The 18,429-nt window shown below is 65.4% G+C and carries 15 protein-coding genes; 8 read left to right on the top strand and 7 right to left on the bottom strand.

The window, feature by feature from the left end; genetic code table 11:
* The first annotated feature begins 60 nt into the window (after nucleotides 1-60).
* On the top strand, nucleotides 61-810 hold the full coding sequence (locus tag BLV60_RS25955) for a DUF4303 domain-containing protein (protein ID WP_093058159.1): 750 nt from the start codon (nucleotides 61-63) through the stop codon (nucleotides 808-810).
* A gap of 101 nt (nucleotides 811-911) precedes the next feature.
* Here the strand turns inward: BLV60_RS25955 and BLV60_RS25960 are convergent, their stop codons facing one another.
* Both BLV60_RS25960 and BLV60_RS34490 read right to left on the bottom strand, forming a co-directional pair.
* On the bottom strand, nucleotides 912-1,508 hold the full coding sequence (locus tag BLV60_RS25960; protein WP_176928943.1) for a TetR/AcrR family transcriptional regulator: 597 nt from the start codon (nucleotides 1,506-1,508) through the stop codon (nucleotides 912-914).
* Nucleotides 1,509-1,571: 63 nt separating this feature from the next.
* Entirely contained in the window at nucleotides 1,572-1,826 is a 255-nt protein-coding gene (locus BLV60_RS34490) for a hypothetical protein (RefSeq protein ID WP_176928945.1), read from the bottom strand.
* Between BLV60_RS34490 and BLV60_RS25965 the strand changes: the two genes are divergently transcribed.
* The 7 genes from BLV60_RS25965 (at nucleotide 1,801) to BLV60_RS26000 (ending at nucleotide 10,178) form a co-directional block, all read left to right on the top strand.
* The gene (locus BLV60_RS25965) at nucleotides 1,801-2,589 is read left to right on the top strand and encodes an SDR family NAD(P)-dependent oxidoreductase (protein WP_093058161.1); all 789 of its coding nucleotides are present in this window, start codon (nucleotides 1,801-1,803) and stop codon (nucleotides 2,587-2,589) included. The two genes, BLV60_RS34490 and BLV60_RS25965, sit on opposite strands and share 26 nt — an antisense overlap.
* Nucleotides 2,590-2,623: 34 nt before the next feature.
* Entirely contained in the window at nucleotides 2,624-3,610 is a 987-nt protein-coding gene (locus BLV60_RS25970; protein ID WP_093058162.1) for an acrylyl-CoA reductase (NADPH), read from the top strand.
* A 56-nt stretch (nucleotides 3,611-3,666) separates the two neighbouring features.
* A complete protein-coding gene (locus tag BLV60_RS25975; RefSeq protein WP_256329584.1) occupies nucleotides 3,667-4,497 on the top strand; it encodes an alpha/beta fold hydrolase in 831 nt (276 codons plus the stop codon).
* A 12-nt stretch (nucleotides 4,498-4,509) separates the two neighbouring features.
* Nucleotides 4,510-5,511, top strand: a complete 1,002-nt coding sequence (locus BLV60_RS25980) for an NADP-dependent oxidoreductase (RefSeq protein WP_093058164.1) — start codon at nucleotides 4,510-4,512, stop codon at nucleotides 5,509-5,511.
* A gap of 678 nt (nucleotides 5,512-6,189) precedes the next feature.
* Complete coding sequence (locus tag BLV60_RS25990; RefSeq protein ID WP_093058165.1) at nucleotides 6,190-6,879, top strand: response regulator transcription factor; 690 nt, start codon at nucleotides 6,190-6,192, stop codon at nucleotides 6,877-6,879.
* A 50-nt stretch (nucleotides 6,880-6,929) separates the two neighbouring features.
* Nucleotides 6,930-8,702: an ATP-binding response regulator gene (locus BLV60_RS25995; RefSeq protein ID WP_371127404.1), complete on the top strand. Its 1,773-nt coding sequence runs from the start codon at nucleotides 6,930-6,932 to the stop codon at nucleotides 8,700-8,702.
* 111 nt (nucleotides 8,703-8,813) lie between these two features.
* Nucleotides 8,814-10,178: an NHL repeat-containing protein gene (locus BLV60_RS26000; protein WP_176928947.1), complete on the top strand. Its 1,365-nt coding sequence runs from the start codon at nucleotides 8,814-8,816 to the stop codon at nucleotides 10,176-10,178.
* Between the two features lie 52 nt (nucleotides 10,179-10,230).
* On the opposite strand, the gene BLV60_RS26005 is transcribed toward BLV60_RS26000, so the two are convergent.
* From BLV60_RS26005 to BLV60_RS26025, 5 genes are all read right to left on the bottom strand, one after another.
* Nucleotides 10,231-11,124 (bottom strand): DMT family transporter, encoded by an 894-nt coding sequence (locus tag BLV60_RS26005; protein ID WP_093058167.1) that lies wholly within the window; start codon nucleotides 11,122-11,124, stop codon nucleotides 10,231-10,233.
* Nucleotides 11,125-11,341: 217 nt separating this feature from the next.
* Nucleotides 11,342-11,671: a hypothetical protein gene (locus BLV60_RS26010; protein ID WP_093058168.1), complete on the bottom strand. Its 330-nt coding sequence runs from the start codon at nucleotides 11,669-11,671 to the stop codon at nucleotides 11,342-11,344.
* A 121-nt stretch (nucleotides 11,672-11,792) separates the two neighbouring features.
* Entirely contained in the window at nucleotides 11,793-12,407 is a 615-nt protein-coding gene (locus BLV60_RS26015; protein WP_093058194.1) for a response regulator transcription factor, read from the bottom strand.
* A 5-nt stretch (nucleotides 12,408-12,412) separates the two neighbouring features.
* Complete coding sequence (locus tag BLV60_RS26020; protein ID WP_093058169.1) at nucleotides 12,413-14,587, bottom strand: sensor histidine kinase; 2,175 nt, start codon at nucleotides 14,585-14,587, stop codon at nucleotides 12,413-12,415.
* Between the two features lie 83 nt (nucleotides 14,588-14,670).
* Nucleotides 14,671-18,222 carry an indolepyruvate ferredoxin oxidoreductase family protein gene (locus tag BLV60_RS26025; RefSeq protein WP_093058170.1) on the bottom strand — a complete coding sequence of 1,184 codons (3,552 nt, stop codon included), beginning with the start codon at nucleotides 18,220-18,222 and terminating at the stop codon, nucleotides 14,671-14,673.
* Nucleotides 18,223-18,429: the final 207 nt, after the last annotated feature.

Genomic DNA, 18,429 nt, shown 5'->3' on the forward strand with positions numbered 1-18,429 from the left:
ACAAGCTGAATGTTCAAATCCAGGAGGCACCGCGCCCCGCCAGAAGGAGTTCTCGCCGCCATGACATGGTCACTGTTCTACCGCTTCGACAACGAGGTGCCCACCGACTTCCACGAATTGCGCCAGTTCGGCAGCTCACTGTGGGCCGCGAATGGCAAGGTGAAAACCATGGGGCGCTCCAGCGTCGCCGAGTTTGCCAGTCCGCAGGCCGCGAAGGACGCCCTCGTGCAGCGCAGCAGCGAGATCGAGGCCCAGGGCTACAAGCGGGTGCGCCAGGGCACACACGACCCGGCTCGCATCGACTTCCCCCTGCTCAGCGCCGAGATTCGCGATGGTGCTCGCCGCGCCTTCCAGGCCATTCGCGCGGCCCACCCCGACGAAACCATCCGCCTCTTCGCGCTCGGCAGTGACGACAGCGCGATGACCATCGTCCACGCCGCTGGCATTCTTGCGCTGGGCGAGCCCGGCGACATGGACGACGAAAGCGAGATCTGGTGCTCCGCCGAGTGGCCCCATTCGGAGGGCGACGAGTTCCTCGACATCGCCTACCGCATGATTCTGCCCTGCCACCGCAATGACTTGCCCTGCAGTGTTGAGTTCGACGTCTTGCACGCGGGCCTCTTTGAAGCCTGCGTCGCTGCGATGGAACAACTTGATCGCGAAGGGTTCTTTGGTACTGGCGCGGTGCGTGAAGAGGTTGTACTGCTGTGCCAGAGCGAAGGCGCCGAGGACATGAAAGGGTCGATTGCCCGGCTCAATACTCCGCGTGTGGTGGGGCGACTTGAACGCTGGATCAAGCTCTGCGAGTGAGTTCCGATGGGGATGGTCTTGGTGGGTTAACGGTCAGCGGAAACGTCGAAATCCGCAAATCGGTCATCTTTCAGCGTGTGCAAGAAACTGGACTGGCTGTTCTAGGCAAGGGAGGAGCCAAGGGTCGGCGAGGAAAGCCTCGACAGGACTGCAGTGCGGCAGACATCCAGAATTTCATCGGCGAGTGGTGAGTCGTCAGGACACGCCCGTGACAGCACTATTGCGCCGATTACCTGTGCAATGACGTCGATCCGCTTGGCACGCGCGTCGCCGCACTGATCGCCTTCCTCTGTCGCGCCGCACTGGTTTGCCAGGTTCGCCAGCAAGCTTTCAACGCCGGCCGCGAAAGCCGTCTTGATCGACTCCGTCTGACGCGCGGCATCTCCACATAGTGCGGCCATCGTGCAACCGTCACCAGGAGCATCGCGGTGCTCACGGGACAAGTAGTGCTTGACGAACTCCATCGCATCGACGCCTTCGGCCTTGGCCGCCGTCTGCGCAAAACCGCATGTTGCCGCTTCTGCCATCAGGTCGGCCTTGGACCCGAAGTGCTTGTAGAAGCCACCATGGGTGAATCCTGCGCCCGCCATCAAGTCCGCAATCCCCACCCCGTCATAGCCTCGCTCGCGAAACAGCGTGGAGGCCGTCTCGACGATGTGTGCCCGGTTCGCCTGGGCCTGCGCTTTGGTGACCTTCATGTCCAGGATCTCTCTAGATGTGCCATCAGTGAAGTCATGAATATACATTGATGTTAATCATCATCAAACCCCTTGACAGCAAAGATGACAATCGACATCATTAAGCCAACTCACCTCGAAAGGCTTCTGGAAATGAGCGATACCCACCTGACTGCCCCCTTCTTCGAGGTGGATGACGACAAATTCGCCTCTAGCCTCTGGGGCAACACGCGATCCAGTTCCTGAAGGAGTGATGCCGCCCGCATCCCCTTTTTCTGCCTGACCAACGACCTTTTCGATCAAGAGAAAACACATGACATCCCATTCCACTGTTCTCATCACGGGCGCCTCGACCGGCATTGGCGCCATCTATGCCGACCGCTTCGCACGCCGCGGCCACGACCTTGTGCTGGTGGCACGCGACAAGGCGCGCCTGGAAACGCTCGCTGCGCGCCTGCGCGAGGAAACCGGCACTGCCGTCGATATCCTTCTGGCCGACCTGACCCAGCCCGGCGATCTGGCCGCAGTCGAGACGCGCCTGCGCGAGGACACCAGGATCGAAACCCTGATCAACAACGCCGGGGCTGCACTGTCCGGTCACTTCATCGACCAATCGACAGACGATGTCGCCCGCCTGGTCAGCCTCAACACCACCGCACTCGTAAGGCTGGCGAGCGCCGTCGCGCCGCGCCTGGCGCGGGCCGGCAAAGGCGCGATCGTCAACATCGGCTCGGTGGTCGGCCTGGCGCCCGAGTTCGGCATGTCGGTCTACGGTGCGACCAAGGCCTTCGTGCTGTTCCTGTCCCAGGGGCTGAGCCTGGAGCTCGCGCCCAAGGGCGTCTACGTGCAGGCGGTGTTGCCAGCCGGAACCCGTACCGAGATCTGGGAGCGTGCGGGCATCGACAGCAGCGCGATGCCTGATCTGATGGGAGTGGAAGAACTGGTAGATGCCGCACTGGTCGGATTCGACCGCCGCGAACTCGTGACCATCCCGCCGCTGCATGATGGCGCGCGCTGGGAGGTGCTGAACGCGGCACGGCAGACCTTGATCGGGGACATCCGGCAGGCGCATGTGGCAGAGCGCTATCGAGCCGCAGCCTGAAACCGCAAAAGCCCCAGAGCGGAAGGGACGGCACATGACATTCAAGGCACTGCTCGCCAGCAAGACCGGCGACACCATTTCAAGCAGCCTGGTCGACTTCAAGGACGAAGATCTGATGCCGGGTGACGTCACCGTCGCGATCGAGTACTCGACGGTGAACTACAAGGACGCGATGGCGCTCAGTGGGCGGTCACCGGTCATTCGCCAGTTTCCGCTGATTCCGGGCATCGACTTTGCCGGTGTCGTCGAGTCGTCGACCTACCCCGGCCTCGTCGCCGGCGACCGTGTGCTGGCGACCGGCTGGGGACTGAGCCAGACGCACCACGGCGGCTTCGCACAGAAGGCGCGAGTGAGCGGTGATTGGCTGGTCAAGATCCCGGAGGTCTTTTCGACCCGGGATGCCATGGCCATCGGCACCGCCGGGTTCACCGCCATGTTGGCCGTGCTCGCACTGGAGCATGGGGGCCTGGCGCCTGAGCGGGGAGACATCCTGGTGACCGGCGCCAATGGCGGTGCCGGTTCCGTGGCTATCGCGCTGTTGTCGGGCTTGGGCTATCGCGTGGTCGCGTCGACCGGCCGACTCGACGAAGCCGCCTACCTGCGTGCGCTGGGCGCGGCGGACGTCATCGACCGCAAGACCCTGTCCGAAGCGGGCGCGCCGATCGCCAAGGAGCGGTGGGCCGGGGCCATCGATTCGGTCGGCAGCCATACGCTGGCGAACGTCCTGGCGCAGACCCGGTATCGCGGCGTGGTCGCGGCTTTCGGTCTTGCACAGGGCGCGGATCTGCCGGCATCCGTGCTGCCGTTCATCCTGCGCAACGTCACCCTCGCCGGCATCGACTCGGTCAATGCGCCGCAGCCTGTGAGGCTGCAGGCGTGGTCGCGCCTGGCCAGCGACCTGGATCTGGGCAAGCTTGCACGGACCACCAAGGTGATTGGCCTGGCAGAGGTGCCTGATGTCGCCAGTCAAGTCCTCGCAGGGATGGTTCAGGGGCGCACCATCGTCGATGTGAACGCCTGACCGCCAATACGATGACGATGACGTTGACCCCTACCGACCGGCACCCAGGATCGAGCGTGCCCTACATCGACACCGCCACCCGATCGATCGATGTCGACGGGACTGCATTCGCGTACCGCGACCTGGGGCCGCGCAGTGGCGTGCCGCTGGTTCTGCTCAACCACTGGGGCGCGGTACTCGACAATTTCGACCCGCGTATCGTCGATGGGCTTTCCCGCAGGCATCGCACCATCGCCATCGACTACCGGGGAATTGGCGCTTCGGGCGGAACGGCACCTGTGACCATCGACGCGATGGCACGGGATGCGATCGCACTGATCCACGCGCTGGGTTTCGAGAAGGTCGATCTGCTTGGCTTCTCCCTCGGAGGATTCGTGGCGCAGGACATTGTGCTGAAAGCCCCCGGCCTGGTGCGCCGGCTTATCCTGACCGGTACGGGGCCGGCGGGCGGCAAAGGCATCGACCAGGTAGGGGCGGTCTCCTGGCCGCTGATGGTCAAAGGCTTGTTGACGCTGCGCGATCCGAAGACCTACCTGTTCTTCACCTCCACGGCCAATGGTCGTCAAGCCGCCAAAGCCTTCCTGGAGCGACTGAGGGAACGCAAGACGGATCGGGACAACGGGCCGACGCCCAGTGCCTTCCTGCGACAGTTGAAGGCAATCAAGGCCTGGGGCCAGCAGGCGCCGCAGGATCTGGGCGGCATCCGCATCCCTGTGCTGATCGCCAATGGCGACAACGACATCATGGTGCCCACCGTGAACAGTCATGACATGGCGCGTCGCATTCCTGGCTCACAACTGGTCATCTACAAGGACGCCGGACATGGCGGGATCTTCCAGTATCACGGCGAGTTCGTGCCCAAGGCGCTGGCCTTCCTCAATGACTGAAAAAAGTACCCCATGAAAGCTTTCATCATCGATCGCTACGGAAAGAAAGAAGTTGGCCGTATCGGCGAAATGCCCGACCCCGAGGTCCGGGACGATGACGTCCTGATCCGGATCCACGCGGCGAGCATCAATCCCCTGGACACGAAGACCAGGAGCGGTGAATTCAAGCTGATTCTTCCCTACCGCCTCCCCCTGATCCTGGGCAACGACATGGCCGGAACGGTCGTGCGGGTCGGCGCTCGCGTTCGCAACTTCAAGCCCGGTGATGAGGTCTATGCACGCCCTGACGACGATCGCATCGGCACCTTCGCCGAGTTCATTGCCGTCAAGGAGTCGTCGCTGGCGCTGAAGCCCGCGAATCTCGGCATGGTCGAGGCCGCCTCCGTTCCTCTGGCGGCCCTGACGGCCTGGCAGGTGCTGGTCGAAACTGCCAAGCTGAAGAAGGGGCAGAAGGTGCTGATCCATGCCGGCTCCGGCGGCGTCGGCACCATCGCCATCCAGCTTGCCAAGCACCTCGGCGCGTTCGTGGCCACGACCACCAGTACGGCCAACATCGGCTGGGTGAAGGCCTTGGGCGCGGACGTCGTCATCGACTACAAGCAGCAGGACTTCGCCACGGTGCTTCGCGGCTACGACGTGGTGCTGAACAGCCTCGGCACCAACGAGCTGAACAAATCCCTCCAGGTTCTCAAGCCGGGCGGGCATCTCATCTCCATCTCCGGGCCACCCACCCCGACGTTCGCCGTCGCGCGAGGACTGGCCTGGCCGCTCCAGCAGGTGCTGCGCCTGCTGAGTTTCGGCATCAGGAAGAAGGCAAAAAAGATCGGGGGTGAATACACCTTCGTCTTCATGCGGGCTGATGGGGCGCAGTTGCGCGAGATCACCGCCCTCGTCGAATCAGGCGCAATCCGCCCGGTCGTCGACAAAGTATTCCCGTTTCAGGACACCCACAAAGCTCTGGCCTACGTAGACAGTGGGCGCGCCAAGGGAAAGGTCGTGGTGCAGATGATTTAGCTGCCGCGCGATGTTGCGCGGAAAGCGCACGGTTGTGCCCGGGCTGTTCAACAAGCTGTCGTGCTTCGGCGTGCGTTTCTTGATACGGCGGTTCGCATCGCGGGTGGCGATTCAAGTGCTTGGCAAGCCGCGGTTCGAGCTGCCGACACGCTCCAAGCAGACAAGCCGCGTGGTCCAAGTAGCGAGTACGAGCAGCTCACCTTGAGCTTCGGTGGGAATGCCGTCCAAACCGCTGGCGTATTGAGTACCCCGACGGCAACGAGAGTGATGCCGGTCTGCGGGCTGATTGCTTAATACGCCCTGCAACGAGATGTCCCGAAGGCATATGCCCTTCTGCCTATGCCTTTCTCTATTTGCGCGGCAATTGAACCTCTGCATCACGAGCGTCAGCGCCGAACCGAACCGGTAGTGAGCAACGAGAGAGCGGCTTGATCGCTCATCAGTTCGATCAGGACCTGTGTGGCTCTCCGGTGGAGACATGCGTGATTTCAATGCCGCCCTGCTGCTTAAGGCGTTCCATCCAAAGATGCAGGATGGTGTCGATATGGGGAAACGTCGCGCGATGTTGTGAAGCCCGAACCATCCTACCGATGGCAGATGTTGCTCATGGCAGAGCTGCGGATCTCATGACTTTGGTCATTTCAGGTTCGCAGCCATCCGCACTAAGATGCCCGGACCATGGCTACTGCCACCCCCCTGCCGCTGCATGCCGCGCCGTTGCGTAGCGAGGCCAGCGTTGCCATACCGGCGCGGGGCATCCTGGTGGTCGACGACCACGAGTTGGTGCGCCTGGGCCTGAGGGCGCTGCTGCTTGCGGAGACCGGCAGCGTGCCGGTGTACGAGGCACGCTCCCTGGCCGACGCATTGCGCCTGTACGAGTTCCATCTCACGTCGCATCTTCTGGTGCTGCTCGATCTCGATCTACCCGACTCCCAGGGGCTGGATACCCTGGTGCGTTTCAGGCGCGCCTTTCCTGCATCGCGCGTGGTCGTGCTATCGGGCAAGGACAGCCATGCGTTGATGCAAGGGGTGATGGCGCTCGGGGCGCAGGCCTTTCTTCCCAAGACAGGTCACCTGGGCGAAGTGTTGCGCTACGTGAGGGACAACGATCTGGTCGCTTTGCCAGCCTCGCCGTCCACGGCCCCTGTCGCTGTCCGCACGACGCCGGCGACGGCGACGACTGAGTTGCAGCCGCAGCTCAATGTGCGCCAGGTCGAAATCCTCGACTGGCTGCTGGCCGGCAAGTCGAACAAAGAGATCGCACAGCTGTCGCGCCTGACCGAGGGCACGGTCAAGAACCATGTGTCTACCCTGTTGTTGCTGTTCGGGGTGCGCTCGCGAGCCCAGCTCATCAGCAGTCTGAAGTGAGCCCACCGCGCCATGCGGCCTTCGACGTGGCGATGCCCCGCATGCCAGCAATGAATGACTTGCATCCGCCCGAGTTGGCCGAGCGGGTGCTGCGCGAACAGGTGGCCGCGGTCCATGCCAACGCGCCGGCAGCCTATCTCGCGGACTTCCTCACGGCACAGTCGCTGGGCATCGGCCTGTTCGTGGCCACGTGGCGCTGGCAAGTCCTGCTGTGGATGGCACTGCACCTGGCGTTAACGCTGCGACGAGCCTATCGGCGCTACCAGCGCAGTCCTGATGCTGCCGCCCATCCCGAGTACTGGGCACGCTTCAATGCGCGCAACGTGCTGCTGCGCTCCTGTGTCTGGGGCCTGGCGCCGTGGCTGTGCGTTCCGCCGGGGCGCAACCTGGGGCTCTGGGTCATGGTCATCGTGATGATGATGGGCGGCTGCGCCGGCGGAGCACTGTCGCTGGCGGTTCTCAAGCGCAACATTCCACGCTTCATCGTGCCCAGCATGGCGAGCCTGACCTTGGCGCTGGCCTGGCGCGGCGATAGCACGCACCTGTTCCTGGCCACCGGCTGCCTGCTGTACATGTGCGTCATGATCATGTTCGCGCTGCAGCATCATCGGCTGCTGACAGCAGCGCTGACCATGCGTTTCGAAAAGGAGGCGCTGGCCGAGCAGCTGAGCCATCAGATTGCCGCGACCCAGCGTGTCAGCGAGGAGAAGACGCGCTTTCTTGCCGCGGCGAGCCACGATCTGCGTCAGCCTCTGCACGCCATCGCATTGTTCGGAGCCGTCATTGAAAAGAAGCTCAAGGGCACCGAGGAATGGAATCACGCGGTGCGGTTGATGGACGCGGTTGGAACGCTCGGCGATTCGCTCGACATCCTGCTGGACATCTCGCGACTTGATGCCGGCGAGGTGGCGCCGCAGATTCGACCCGTGGAGCTCAATCCGCTGTTCCTCGCGCTCAACAATGTGTTCGTGGCGCAGGCGGCCGACCGGGATCTGCAACTGCGGCTGCGTGCCACGCCTTGCTGGGTGCTGAGTGATCCGCAGCTGTTGCAGCGGCTGCTGTCCAATCTCGTGGACAACGCGCTCAAGTACACGACGCGTGGCGGCGTGGTGGTGGCTGCCCGCGCACGCGGTCCGCTGGTGTGGATCGACGTATGCGATACCGGCATCGGTATCGCGGACGAGCACCTCGGCCGCATCTTCGACGAGTTCTACCAAATCGGTAATCCGGGGCGCGATCGAGCACAGGGACTGGGCATCGGCCTGTCCATCGTGCAGCGGCTCTCACGCCTGCTGGCGCACCCGCTGCAGGTGCGCTCGCGCCTGCATCACGGCAGTCGCTTTCGCCTGGTGCTCCCGGCGGTGACCGCCTCGGGTGTCGTGCCGCTCGCTGCATGCCCGGGCGCTGCCTCGCCATTGCCGCAGCGCGTGCTGCTCATCGATGATGAAGCCGCGATCCGCCAGGCCGTTATCGGGCTGCTGCAGGCCCACGGCGTAACCATCGATGCAGTGGCCAGCGAGGCCGAAGCCGAGGCCGTGCTGGTGCAAGCCGCACATGGAAGTACCCCTGTCGAAGTTCTGTTGTGCGACGTGCGGCTGGCCGACGGTGCCGACGGACTTGCCGCGGCGCAGCGACTGGGCGCGCGCTTCAGCCCTGGCTTGCAGGTACTGTTGATCACCGGGGAAACCGCGCCGCAACGACAGCGGCAGATGCTCGACTCCGGGTTGCAGGTGCTACTCAAGCCGGTGGCTGCCGACAGGCTGCTGCAGGCCCTTGCATCGCTGACGCGGCGCGATACGACGCACGCTTGCATGCGCTCCTGAGCATCTTTTTTTTGCTGCTCGGCGATGACCTTCGACACTAGATCGCAGGCGTTGCCGACCCTACCGTGGAGGCCTTCTCGTTCACTCCACTTGAAAAAAGGAAGGCCCATCATGAATACCACTCGTACCGTTTCCCGTGCATGGCGTGCACCTGCCGCGCTGCTGATGATGAACCTCGTGCTGGCCGCCTGCGGCGGTGGTGGGGGAGGAGGCGGCGGCTTCCCCGGCTTCGCTGTCGCTCCTGCACCTGCTCCTGTTCCTCAGGGAACGCAGACGCCGGCACCGACGCAGGAAGACACCGCGCCCTCCATCACGACACAGCCATCGGATACCACCATTGGCCAGGGCGTGACCGCCATGTTGAAGGTACAGGCTGTGCGTGCCACGACCTACCAGTGGCAGCGCAGCGTTGATGGCGGTGCCAACTGGACCGATGTTTCCGGCGCCACCAGCGACAGCTTCACCACAGCTGCCAATCAACTGGCCGACAGCGGCCAGCAGCTGCGCGTGCAAGTGACGGGCCCCAATGGCAGTGTGACCAGCCATGCCGCCACGCTGACGGTCAAACCCTGGGTCGCCAACGTGCTGGCGACCACCGGGGTGACATACAACCGTCCCTATCAACTCGTTCTGGATGCCAGCGGCGCGAACCTCTACGTGGCCATGGGAGGCAATGGTTCGGTCTACAGGATCGACACGGCCAGCGGCAGCGGCGCGGAAGTAACGCCGGGGACGACCATGAACACGCCGTATGGCCTGGCACTGGCCGCCGACGGTACCCTGTACGTGAGCGACCAGCATCGCATCAACAAGATCGCCCCCAACGCCACAACCTACAGCACCTGGGTGGGCAGTGGCACCAGCGGGTACGCCGACAGCCCGGCCGCTGCAATGTTCAACGACCCCGCCAGCATTGCGCTGGATGGCGCAGGCAACCTGTTCGTGGCAGACCTGGAAAACAAGCGCGTGCGCAAGGTCGCAGCCGATGGCACCACGAGCACGCTCGCGGGCGACGGCACGCAGGCCTACCTCGACGGAGTCGGCACGGCCGCCCAGATGGCGCGCCCGCAGGGCCTGGCGATCAGCCGCGATGGCAGCACGCTGTACGACACGGACACCGACGGCACATGCTTGCGCAAGATCGATGTGGCCAGCGCCACAGTGAGCACGCTGCTGGGCGATTGCAACGGCAACGCTGTTTCCAATGTGGTCGACGGAACGGCCGCCACGCCGGCCAAGCTCGGCTATTCCTACGGCGTAACGGTGGATGCACATGACAATGTGTTCCTGACGCATGCCTGGGATGGCGTGGCGCGAGTGGTCACGCCTGCGGGCGAGATCAGCACACTGCGGGACAGCACCGGCGCGGCGATGAGGTTCAATTTTCCGATTGGTGTGGCGGTCGCCAGCGACGGGACCATCTACGTGGGCGCATCCAACGGCAACCAGATCTTCAAGCTCACGCTGGCGCCCTGAGCCGTTGATCTTGTCTGCCCGATGCGGCTTCGCACGCCCGCTTCGCCGCGGATCAGGTGGCCTGCCTCTTTGGCCGAGCAGATTTTGGCGCCTCGCTTCGCGCCAGCCACAGTCCGCTCGCAACGATCAATGCACCGCCGCCCAGCGTCCATGCATCGGGCGCGGCCTGCCAGAACACCCAGTCCAGCACAAGCGCCCATGCCAGGGCGCTGTATTCGAAGGGGGCGATGGCGGCGGCCTGGCCGTGACGGAAGGCCTCGGCGATAGCCATCTGGCCCAGAAAGCCGCTGATGGCCAAACCCGCAAGCACCCACGTGTGTTCAGCCTGGATTGGCACCCATTGCGGCGCCGATAGCAGACCGCCGCCCACTGCCATGCCGGCCGTAGTCCAGAAGACCAGCGCGGCGCTCGATTCGGTGCGGCTGATGAGCCGGCCCAGCATGTTCGACAGCGCATAGCAGACTGCGGCCACCAGAATCGCCAGAGCACCCACCGAGAGGAAGGCCCCCTGCTCGGGCCGCAGTGCGATCACGACACCGATGAAGCCCAGCCCGATCGCGATCCAGTGCCGAGGCTGGACCGACTCGCCCAGCATCGGCACGGCGATGAGCACCATCAGCATCGGAGCGATGAACGTGAGTGTGTAGGCCTCTGCCAGGCCCAGGGTCTTCAGGCCATGGACGAAGAGCACGAGCATCGTCATGTTCAGCGCGGTGCGCAGCAGGTGCAGGCGCCAACGCAGCCGGCGGCTGAAAACGCCGGCCGCCTCGCGCCGCCAGGCGATGTACAGGCACACCAGGGGCAGAGCCGTGAGACCGCGCAGTGCCATCACCTGCACCGGCGGGTAGTGCCCGGCCAGGTTCTTGAGCAGCGCGTCCATGCAGGCAAAGAAGGCGCAAGCCAACAGCATCGCGGCGATGCCGCGCAGGGTTCCGGTCGATTGCATGGTCGGGTTGTCTCGCGGCAGTGGCCGGGGAGGGGACTTGTTCTTGACCGCCTAGCATAGGCGCTGCGAACGCTTGGTCCTCGCCGAAATTTGCCATCAACTCGAGAGCAGCGCTGCGATGCAGCGACACTGAAACGGCACGGCCTTGGTGAGGTCCCCGGACCAGAAGACGTCGCAAAGCCCGCCCCAGGTCAGTTCGATATGCCGTCGAGAAATGTCAGGTCTTGTTGTCAGCCCGGCTCTGCTTCAGCCGGCGAATCTCGGCGAGCTGGAATCTGAAGGCATCTACCGCTTCCTTGGCCTTGGGCTCCCAGGTGTCGGTCTTCATGTGCGCGAGAACCGCCTCCAGCGCATCACCGAGTTGTCCAATCTGCCGTCCGTAGCTTCCGACGTCATCCAGAATCTGCTGCTCCAGAGCAGGGTCTGACGACTTGCCCATATTGATGTTGATGAACCCAAGCTGCCCATTGGCGATCTTGGTAAACCAAGTCCAGGGATTGATTTCCTGGCGCACATTGCCAGAGAGCGGCAAGTAAAAGTTCGGCATCGGAGACCTCCTGCGCAACGCGACTGGCTGCAGCGATGAGGTCAAGCAAGAAGCTCGCCGAGCCACTTCCGGTCCTGCCATGGGCTCGCGCATTGGGCCCCCCTTGCTTCCAGTCGGGTTGCTACAGCGCGTGTTCCCGCAGGAATCGGTCCAACTGATGGCTGTTCGCCAGCCCCAGCTTGGCGAACACATGCGCGCGGTGGGTTTCCACGGTGCGCTGCTCCAGCGGCGCGAGCTCCTGCGCGATCTGCTTGTTGGGCTTGCCCTCGGCCACCAGCCGGGCCACCTGCATCTCGCGCGGCGTCAGCTTGTCCCACAGTGCCTGCGCGGCCTGGCGGGCCTGCCGGCGCGCGGCGATCTCGCCGGCTTGCTTCAAGGCTTTGGCGATGCTGTCGAGCAGGCGCTCGTCGTTGCAGGGCTTTTCGAGCCAGCCGAAGGCGCCGTTCTGCACGGCCTCGACGGCCATCGGTATGTCGCCGTGGCCGGACAGGAAGATCACCACCAGCGGGCTGTCTTGTGCGCGCAGCGCATCGAACACCTGCAGGCCGCTCATGCCGTCCATGCGCAGGTCCAGGATCACGCAGCCCGCGCGCTGCAAATCGGCGCCGGCCAAGAAGGCCTCGCCCGAGGCAAAGGTCTGCACCGCATAGCCGCGCGACAGCAGCAGCAGGCCCAACGAGCGGCGCACGGCCTCGTCGTCGTCCACCACGCACAGGTTGTTGGCAAGAGCGCTCATGGCGTTCATGGGGGTGTGATTTCCAGTTCGAGGGTGAAAACTGTGCCACCGCCGGCCCGGTTGGCAAAGGACAGCCGGCCGCGATGGGCCTCGACGATGGTGCGGCAGATGTTCAGCCCCAGCCCCAGGCCGCCGGTCTTGGTGGTGAAGAAGGGCGCGAACACCTGCTCGGCCAGCGCGGCGTCGATGCCCGGCCCGCGGTCGGCCACGCGGATGTGCATGCGCCCTTCGAGCACCTCGGCCTCGATCTCCACGAGCCGCTGTTCCGGCGGCGTGGCCTGCATGGCGTGCAGGCTGTTGGACAGCAGGTTCAGCAGCACCTGTTCGAGCAGCACGCGGTCGCCGCGCACCTCGGGCAGCCCTGCCGGTATGCGAACCTCGGCGCGCGCCTGGCGCATGCGCATCTCGCCCTGCAGCAGCGCCAGCGCGTTGCTGACCAGCGCCGCCACGACGCAGTCTTCGGTGCCGGCGGTGCGCTGGCGCACGAAGCCGCGTATGCGCCGCACGATCTCGGCGCTGCGCTGGGCCTGGGCCATGGTCTCGTCGAGGCTGCTGACCAGCAGCGACTGGTTGCCTTGCTCTGCAAAAGCCTTGGCAGCGCTCGCGAAATTGCTCAGCGCCATCAGCGGCTGGTTCAGCTCGTGGGCCAGCGTGGAGGCCATCTCGCCGAGGCTGGCCAGGCGCTGGGCGTGCTGCAGCTGTTCGTCGTTCTGGCGCTGGCGCAGTTCGGCGCGCTTCTGCTCGGTGATGTCCACCACCGAGCTCATCCAGCCGCTGTGCTTGCCGTCGGCGTCGATCAGCGCGGCGGTGTAGACCATGGTGATCACCTCGTGCCCGTCGCGGTGCCGCAGGCGCGACTCGAAGCCCGCATGTGCGGGCTCGCCGCTCATCATGGCGTCGTAGTGGCGCCAGTGCAGTGTCACGTCGTCAGGGTGCCAGTAGGGGTAGGGCGGCAGCCGGCCGAGCAGTTCGTCGGCGCCGTAGCCGGTCATTTCGCAGAAGGCCAGGTTGACGTAGATGATGCGGCCGTCGAGGTCGCGCGCGCGCATGCCCACCAGCAGCGAATCTTCCATCGCCTTGCGGAAGGCGTGGGCCTCGTCGAGTTCGTGGGTGCGCTCGCGCACGCGCAGCTCCAGGTCGCGCCGCGCATCGCGCTGCTCTGCGAAGCGGCGTTCGCGCAGCTGCCAGTACAGGCCGCCTAGCAGCAGCAGGCTGGCACACAGCAGGCCCAGCATCCAGGCGCGTTCGCGCGCGCGAGTGACTTCGGCATGGTCGGCCATCACCGTCAGCGTCCAGCCGAGATCGGGCAGCGGCTCGTCCACCGCCAGGAAGCGGCGCGGCTGGCCGCCGAGGTCGGTGCGCACGAGGTAGCCGGGCCCGCCTTCGTCGCGACCGACCTTCCACGGCAGCGCCGGAAAGTTCGTGCGCGCGCCGTACTGCTGGTCGCGCCGCATGCCTTCGATCTCGGCGGCGCCCAGGGCTCGCGTGGCCTGGTACATCCATGACTGCACCGAACTCAGGAACACGATGCCGCGCGCGTCGGTCAGCAAGATGGGGTCGCGCGCGAAGGTCCAGGCATCCTGCAACTGGCGCAGGCTGACCTTGACCGTCACCACGCCCAGCACCGCGCCGCCGTCCGGCCGCACCGGTGCCGAAATGAAGAGCCCCGGCTCGCCGGTCGTCTGGCCCACACCGTAGAACAAGCCGTTGCGTCCCGCGCGGGCGTCGATGAAGTAGGGCCGGTTGGCATACGACTCGCCGACGAAGGTCTGCGGCGTTGCCCAGTTGCTGGCCGCCAGCGTCATGCCCTGCAGGTCGATCAGGTAGAGCGCATCAGAGCCCGCCTGGCGGTTCACTTCCTCGATGTAGCGGTTGGCGCGCTGCTTCACCGCCGAGTCTTGCGGATGGGCCAGCGCGGCCAGCACGTCCGGATGCAGGCTTGCCGTGAACGGGAGGTAGCTGTACTTGCCGGCGGCATCGCGCAGGCCCAGCACGTGGACTTCCATGGCGCGGCGGATCGAGTCGGCTTGGAAGTTAGCTTCGCGGCTCGCGGCCCATTGGGCTGCGAGGCCGATCAGCAGCAGCGCCAGTGCGAGTACGGCTGCCCATGCGGCTGCCGCGCGGTAGCGGCGGCGCTGGCGGGTTGGGGGTGGCGGAAGAGCGGGCGTGATTGGCGGCATGAGAGACAGGGGCCGACCGGCGCGGCGATCAGAATTTTGCCCTGATCGCCGGCAGGCCCCCTCGAATGCCGCTGGCTCGGGGCTCAGGCCGCCACGGGTTGCGCCTGCTGCGGGGTGCGTGCACGGGCGGCTGGCGCCACGTCCAGCTGCTTCACCAGCGCACCCCATCGCACGCGCGCCGACACCACGCTCTCTTCCTTCACATGCCCGAAGCCGCGGATCTGCTCGGGTAGCCGTGCCAGCGACAGCGCGGTGTCGAAGTCGATGCGATCGAAGCGCGAGAGCAGGTCTTCGACCATCGCACGGTAGTCCTCGATCAGCTGCCGCTCCATGCGCCGTTCGGCGGTACGGCCAAACGGGTCGAGCGCCGTGCCGCGCAGGCCGCGCAACTTCGCGAGCAGGCGGAACGCGCCCATCATCCAGGGCCCGAAGCTCGTCTTCACCGCGCGGCCCCCGGCATCGCGGCGGCCCAGCACCGGCGGGGCGAGGTGGAAGCGCAGCACCGGCTTGCCTTCGAACTGCTCGCCCAGCTTTTCCATGAAGCGCTTGTCGGTGTAGAGCCGCGCAACCTCGTACTCGTCCTTGTAGGCCATGAGCTTGAACAGGCCCGATGCCACGGCCTTCGCCAGCACGCTGCTGCCGCGCTCGCGTTGTTCGACGACGCGCACGCGTTCCACCAGCTCGGCATAGCGCTGCGCATACGCCGCGTTCTGGTACGCCGTGAGGAATGCGGTGCGGTCCGCCACCAGCGCCTCGAAGCTCTGCGGCCGCTGCAGCGCCACCACCTTCGAAGGCGCCGCTTCGCGCGTCACAGCCGCAAGATCCAGCGCCGCCTTGCGGCCCCAGCGGAACGCAGCCTGGTTCGCCTTCACGGCTACGCCGTTGATCTCGATGGCCTTGTTCAATGCCTCGGCGGACAGCGGCACAAAGCCCTTCTGGAACGCAAAGCCCAGCAGGAACAGGTTTGCCGCAATCGCATCGCCCATGAGCCGCGTTGCAAGCTGCGTCGCATCGATGAAGTCCGCGCGGGCTTCGACCGATTCCTCGATCAGAGCGCGCACCTGCGCGGCCGGAAACTCCCAGTCGGGTTGCTGCGCGAAATGCCCCGTCGGCTGCTCGAAGGTGTTGACCAGCGCATAGGTGCGCCCCGGCCGCATGCGCGCGATGGCATCGGGCGCGCCAGCTGTGAGCATGTCGCAGCCCAGGATCAGGTCGGCCTCGCCGGTAGGAATGCGCTGCGCCTTCAGCTGCGCCGCGTCGCGCGCGATGCGCACGTGCGACGTTACCGAGCCGTTCTTCTGCGACATGCCCGTCATGTCGAGCACGCTCACGCCCTTGCCCTCGAGGTGCGCCGCCATGCCGATCAGTGCGCCGATGGTGATGACGCCCGTACCGCCGATGCCGGTGATCAGGATGTTGTGCATGCCTTCGAGCGCGAGCGGTGCCGGATCGGGCAGGGCGGCTTCTTCCGCCGGAGCCTTTGCTGCCACCGGCGCCTGCTTGCGCGGCTTCACGCCTTCCACCGTCACGAAGCTCGGGCAGAAGCCCTTGATGCACGACTCGTCGGCATTGCACGCGCTCTGGTCCACGCTGCGCTTCAGGCCCAGGTCGGTCTGCTTGGGCAGCAGCGCGGTGCAGTTCGACTGCTCGCCGCAATCGCCGCAGCCTTCGCACACCGCGTCGTTGATGAACACGCGCCGCGCGGCCTGCGGAAACTCGCCCTTCTTGCGGCGGCGGCGCTTCTCGGCTGCGCACACCTGGTCGTAGATGAGCACCGACACGCCCTCGAACTCGCGCAACTCGCGCTGCACCGCGTCCATGTCGTCGCGGTGGTGCACGGTGAGCATGAAGCCGTCGCGCTCCGGCGGCAGCACGCTGCGGTCGGCCCAGCGCGTCGGGTCTTCGGCCACCAGCGCAAGGCGCTTCACGCCCTCGGCCGCCATCTGGTGTGCGATGCGCGGCACGGTGATGGGCCCGTCGACCGGTTGCCCGCCCGTCATCGCGACCGCGTCGTTGTAGAGGATCTTGTAGGTAATGCTCACACCCGCTGCCACGGCTGCGCGGATGGCGAGCGAGCCCGAGTGGTAGTACGTGCCGTCGCCGAGGTTCGCGAACACGTGCTTGCGCTTGGAGAACCACGCCTGCCCCAGCCATGGGGCACCTTCGCCGCCCATGTGCGTGGTCGTCTTGTTGTGCTCGGGGTAGATGGCCGTCGCCATCACGTGGCAGCCGATGCCGGCCAGCGCGAGGCTGCCTTCGGGCACCTTGGTCGAGGTGTTGTGCGGGCAGCCCGAGCAGTACCAGGCTGGCCGCGAGGGCGTGGCCACGGCCTTGCCCAGCACCACGTCCTTCGCGTCAAGAATGGCGAGCCGCATGCGGATGCGGTCGCTGGTGTGAAAGCGCGCCACGCGCCCTGCGATCACGCGCGCGATCTGCGCCACCGAGAAATCGGCCGTTGCCGGCAGCAGCCAGCGGCCACGCGGATGCACCCACTCGCCTTGTTCGTCGAACTTGCCGATCACGCGCGGGCGCACGTCTTCGCGCCAGTTGTAGAGATGCTCCTTGAGCTGGTACTCGACTATCTGGCGCTTTTCTTCCACCACCAGAATCTCTTCGAGCCCGTCGGCAAACTCGCGGATCGAGTCGGGCTCCAGCGGCCACGGCATCGACACCTTGAAGAGGCGAATGCCGATGCGCGCGGCCTCGTCTGCATCGATGCCGAGTTCTTCCAGCGCTTCGAGCACATCGCGGTACGACTTGCCCGAGGCCACGATGCCCAGCCGCGCCTTGGGCGAGTCGATGGTCACGCGGTTCAGCCGGTTGGCGCGCGCATAGGCGATGGCGGCGTAGATCTTGTAGTCCTGCATCAGCGCTTCCTGCTTGCGCGCCTGCACGCCGAGCGTGTCGGTCGACAGGCGCGCGTGCACGCCGCCGGGCGGGAACACGAAGTCCGAAGGCAGCCGCGTGTGCACGTCGAGCGCGCCGGCCGGTATGGAGCCGGAAGATTCAACCGTGTCGGCCAGCGCCTTGAAGCCCACCGGCAGCCCCGCGAAGCGCGACATCGCGAAGCCGTGCAGGCCCAGCTCGATGTATTCCTCCACGCTCTGCGGGTAGAGCATCGGGATCATCGAGGCGGCGAACAGGTGGTCGCTCTGGTTGGGCAGCGTGGAAGAAGACGCGCCGTGGTCGTCGCCCGCCACCAGCAGGATGCCGCCGTTGGGTGAGGTGCCCGCATGGCTCATGTGCTTGAACACGTCGCCGCATCGGTCCACGCCGGGTGCCTTGCCGTACCACATGGCAAAGACGCCATCGACCGCGCTTTCGCCGGTCAGGTGCACCTGCTGCGTGCCCCAGACGGCGGTGGCGGCCAGCTCCTCATTCACGCCGGGCAAGAACTTGACTGCGTTGGCTTCGAGCTGCGGCTGCGCCTTCCACAGCGCTTCGTCCAGGCCGCCGAGCGGCGAGCCGCGGTAGCCGGAGACAAAGCCCGCGGTGTTCAGCCCCGCCTTCTGGTCGCGCCATTTCTGCACGAGCATGAGGCGCACCAGCGCCTGGATGCCGCTGAGGTAGATCCGGCCTTCGGTGGCCGTGTATTTGTCGTCCAGCGCAACGCTGGCCAGTTCGTGGGATGCCATGACTGAAAAAGACTCCGGGTAGGACTCGTTGAAATGCGGGCGTGGCCCCGGTAGAGGGCCGGCTCGCGAGATGCCTCGCCGGGGTAGACGGCGAGGCAGCAACGATTCTTCCGCCTTGTCTTCTGAAAGTGCTTCTTCGTTTTGGCAAAGCGCGGCGCTTTACGGAAGATCTGTCTTTTGCAGGTGCGATCGACCGAAAGGATTTCG

Source organism: Variovorax sp. YR634 (assembly GCF_900106655.1).
Classification (GTDB): domain Bacteria; phylum Pseudomonadota; class Gammaproteobacteria; order Burkholderiales; family Burkholderiaceae_C; genus Variovorax.

What these genes read in the sequence shown, in the direction of transcription:
- BLV60_RS26015 (WP_093058194.1), bottom strand. Translation starts at nt 12,407, where the DNA reads ATGAGCGCTCTTGCCAACAACCTGTGCGTGGTGGACGACGACGAGGCC.
- BLV60_RS25965 (WP_093058161.1), top strand. Translation starts at nt 1,801, where the DNA reads ATGACATCCCATTCCACTGTTCTCATCACGGGCGCCTCGACCGGCATT.
- BLV60_RS25970 (WP_093058162.1), top strand. Translation starts at nt 2,624, where the DNA reads ATGACATTCAAGGCACTGCTCGCCAGCAAGACCGGCGACACCATTTCA.
- BLV60_RS34490 (WP_176928945.1), bottom strand. Translation starts at nt 1,826, where the DNA reads ATGAGAACAGTGGAATGGGATGTCATGTGTTTTCTCTTGATCGAAAAG.
- BLV60_RS25960 (WP_176928943.1), bottom strand. Translation starts at nt 1,508, where the DNA reads ATGAAGGTCACCAAAGCGCAGGCCCAGGCGAACCGGGCACACATCGTC.
- BLV60_RS26010 (WP_093058168.1), bottom strand. Translation starts at nt 11,671, where the DNA reads ATGCCGAACTTTTACTTGCCGCTCTCTGGCAATGTGCGCCAGGAAATC.
- BLV60_RS26000 (WP_176928947.1), top strand. Translation starts at nt 8,814, where the DNA reads ATGAATACCACTCGTACCGTTTCCCGTGCATGGCGTGCACCTGCCGCG.
- BLV60_RS26005 (WP_093058167.1), bottom strand. Translation starts at nt 11,124, where the DNA reads ATGCAATCGACCGGAACCCTGCGCGGCATCGCCGCGATGCTGTTGGCT.
- BLV60_RS26025 (WP_093058170.1), bottom strand. Translation starts at nt 18,222, where the DNA reads ATGGCATCCCACGAACTGGCCAGCGTTGCGCTGGACGACAAATACACG.
- BLV60_RS25980 (WP_093058164.1), top strand. Translation starts at nt 4,510, where the DNA reads ATGAAAGCTTTCATCATCGATCGCTACGGAAAGAAAGAAGTTGGCCGT.
- BLV60_RS25995 (WP_371127404.1), top strand. Translation starts at nt 6,930, where the DNA reads ATGAATGACTTGCATCCGCCCGAGTTGGCCGAGCGGGTGCTGCGCGAA.
- BLV60_RS25955 (WP_093058159.1), top strand. Translation starts at nt 61, where the DNA reads ATGACATGGTCACTGTTCTACCGCTTCGACAACGAGGTGCCCACCGAC.
- BLV60_RS26020 (WP_093058169.1), bottom strand. Translation starts at nt 14,587, where the DNA reads ATGCCGCCAATCACGCCCGCTCTTCCGCCACCCCCAACCCGCCAGCGC.
- BLV60_RS25990 (WP_093058165.1), top strand. Translation starts at nt 6,190, where the DNA reads ATGGCTACTGCCACCCCCCTGCCGCTGCATGCCGCGCCGTTGCGTAGC.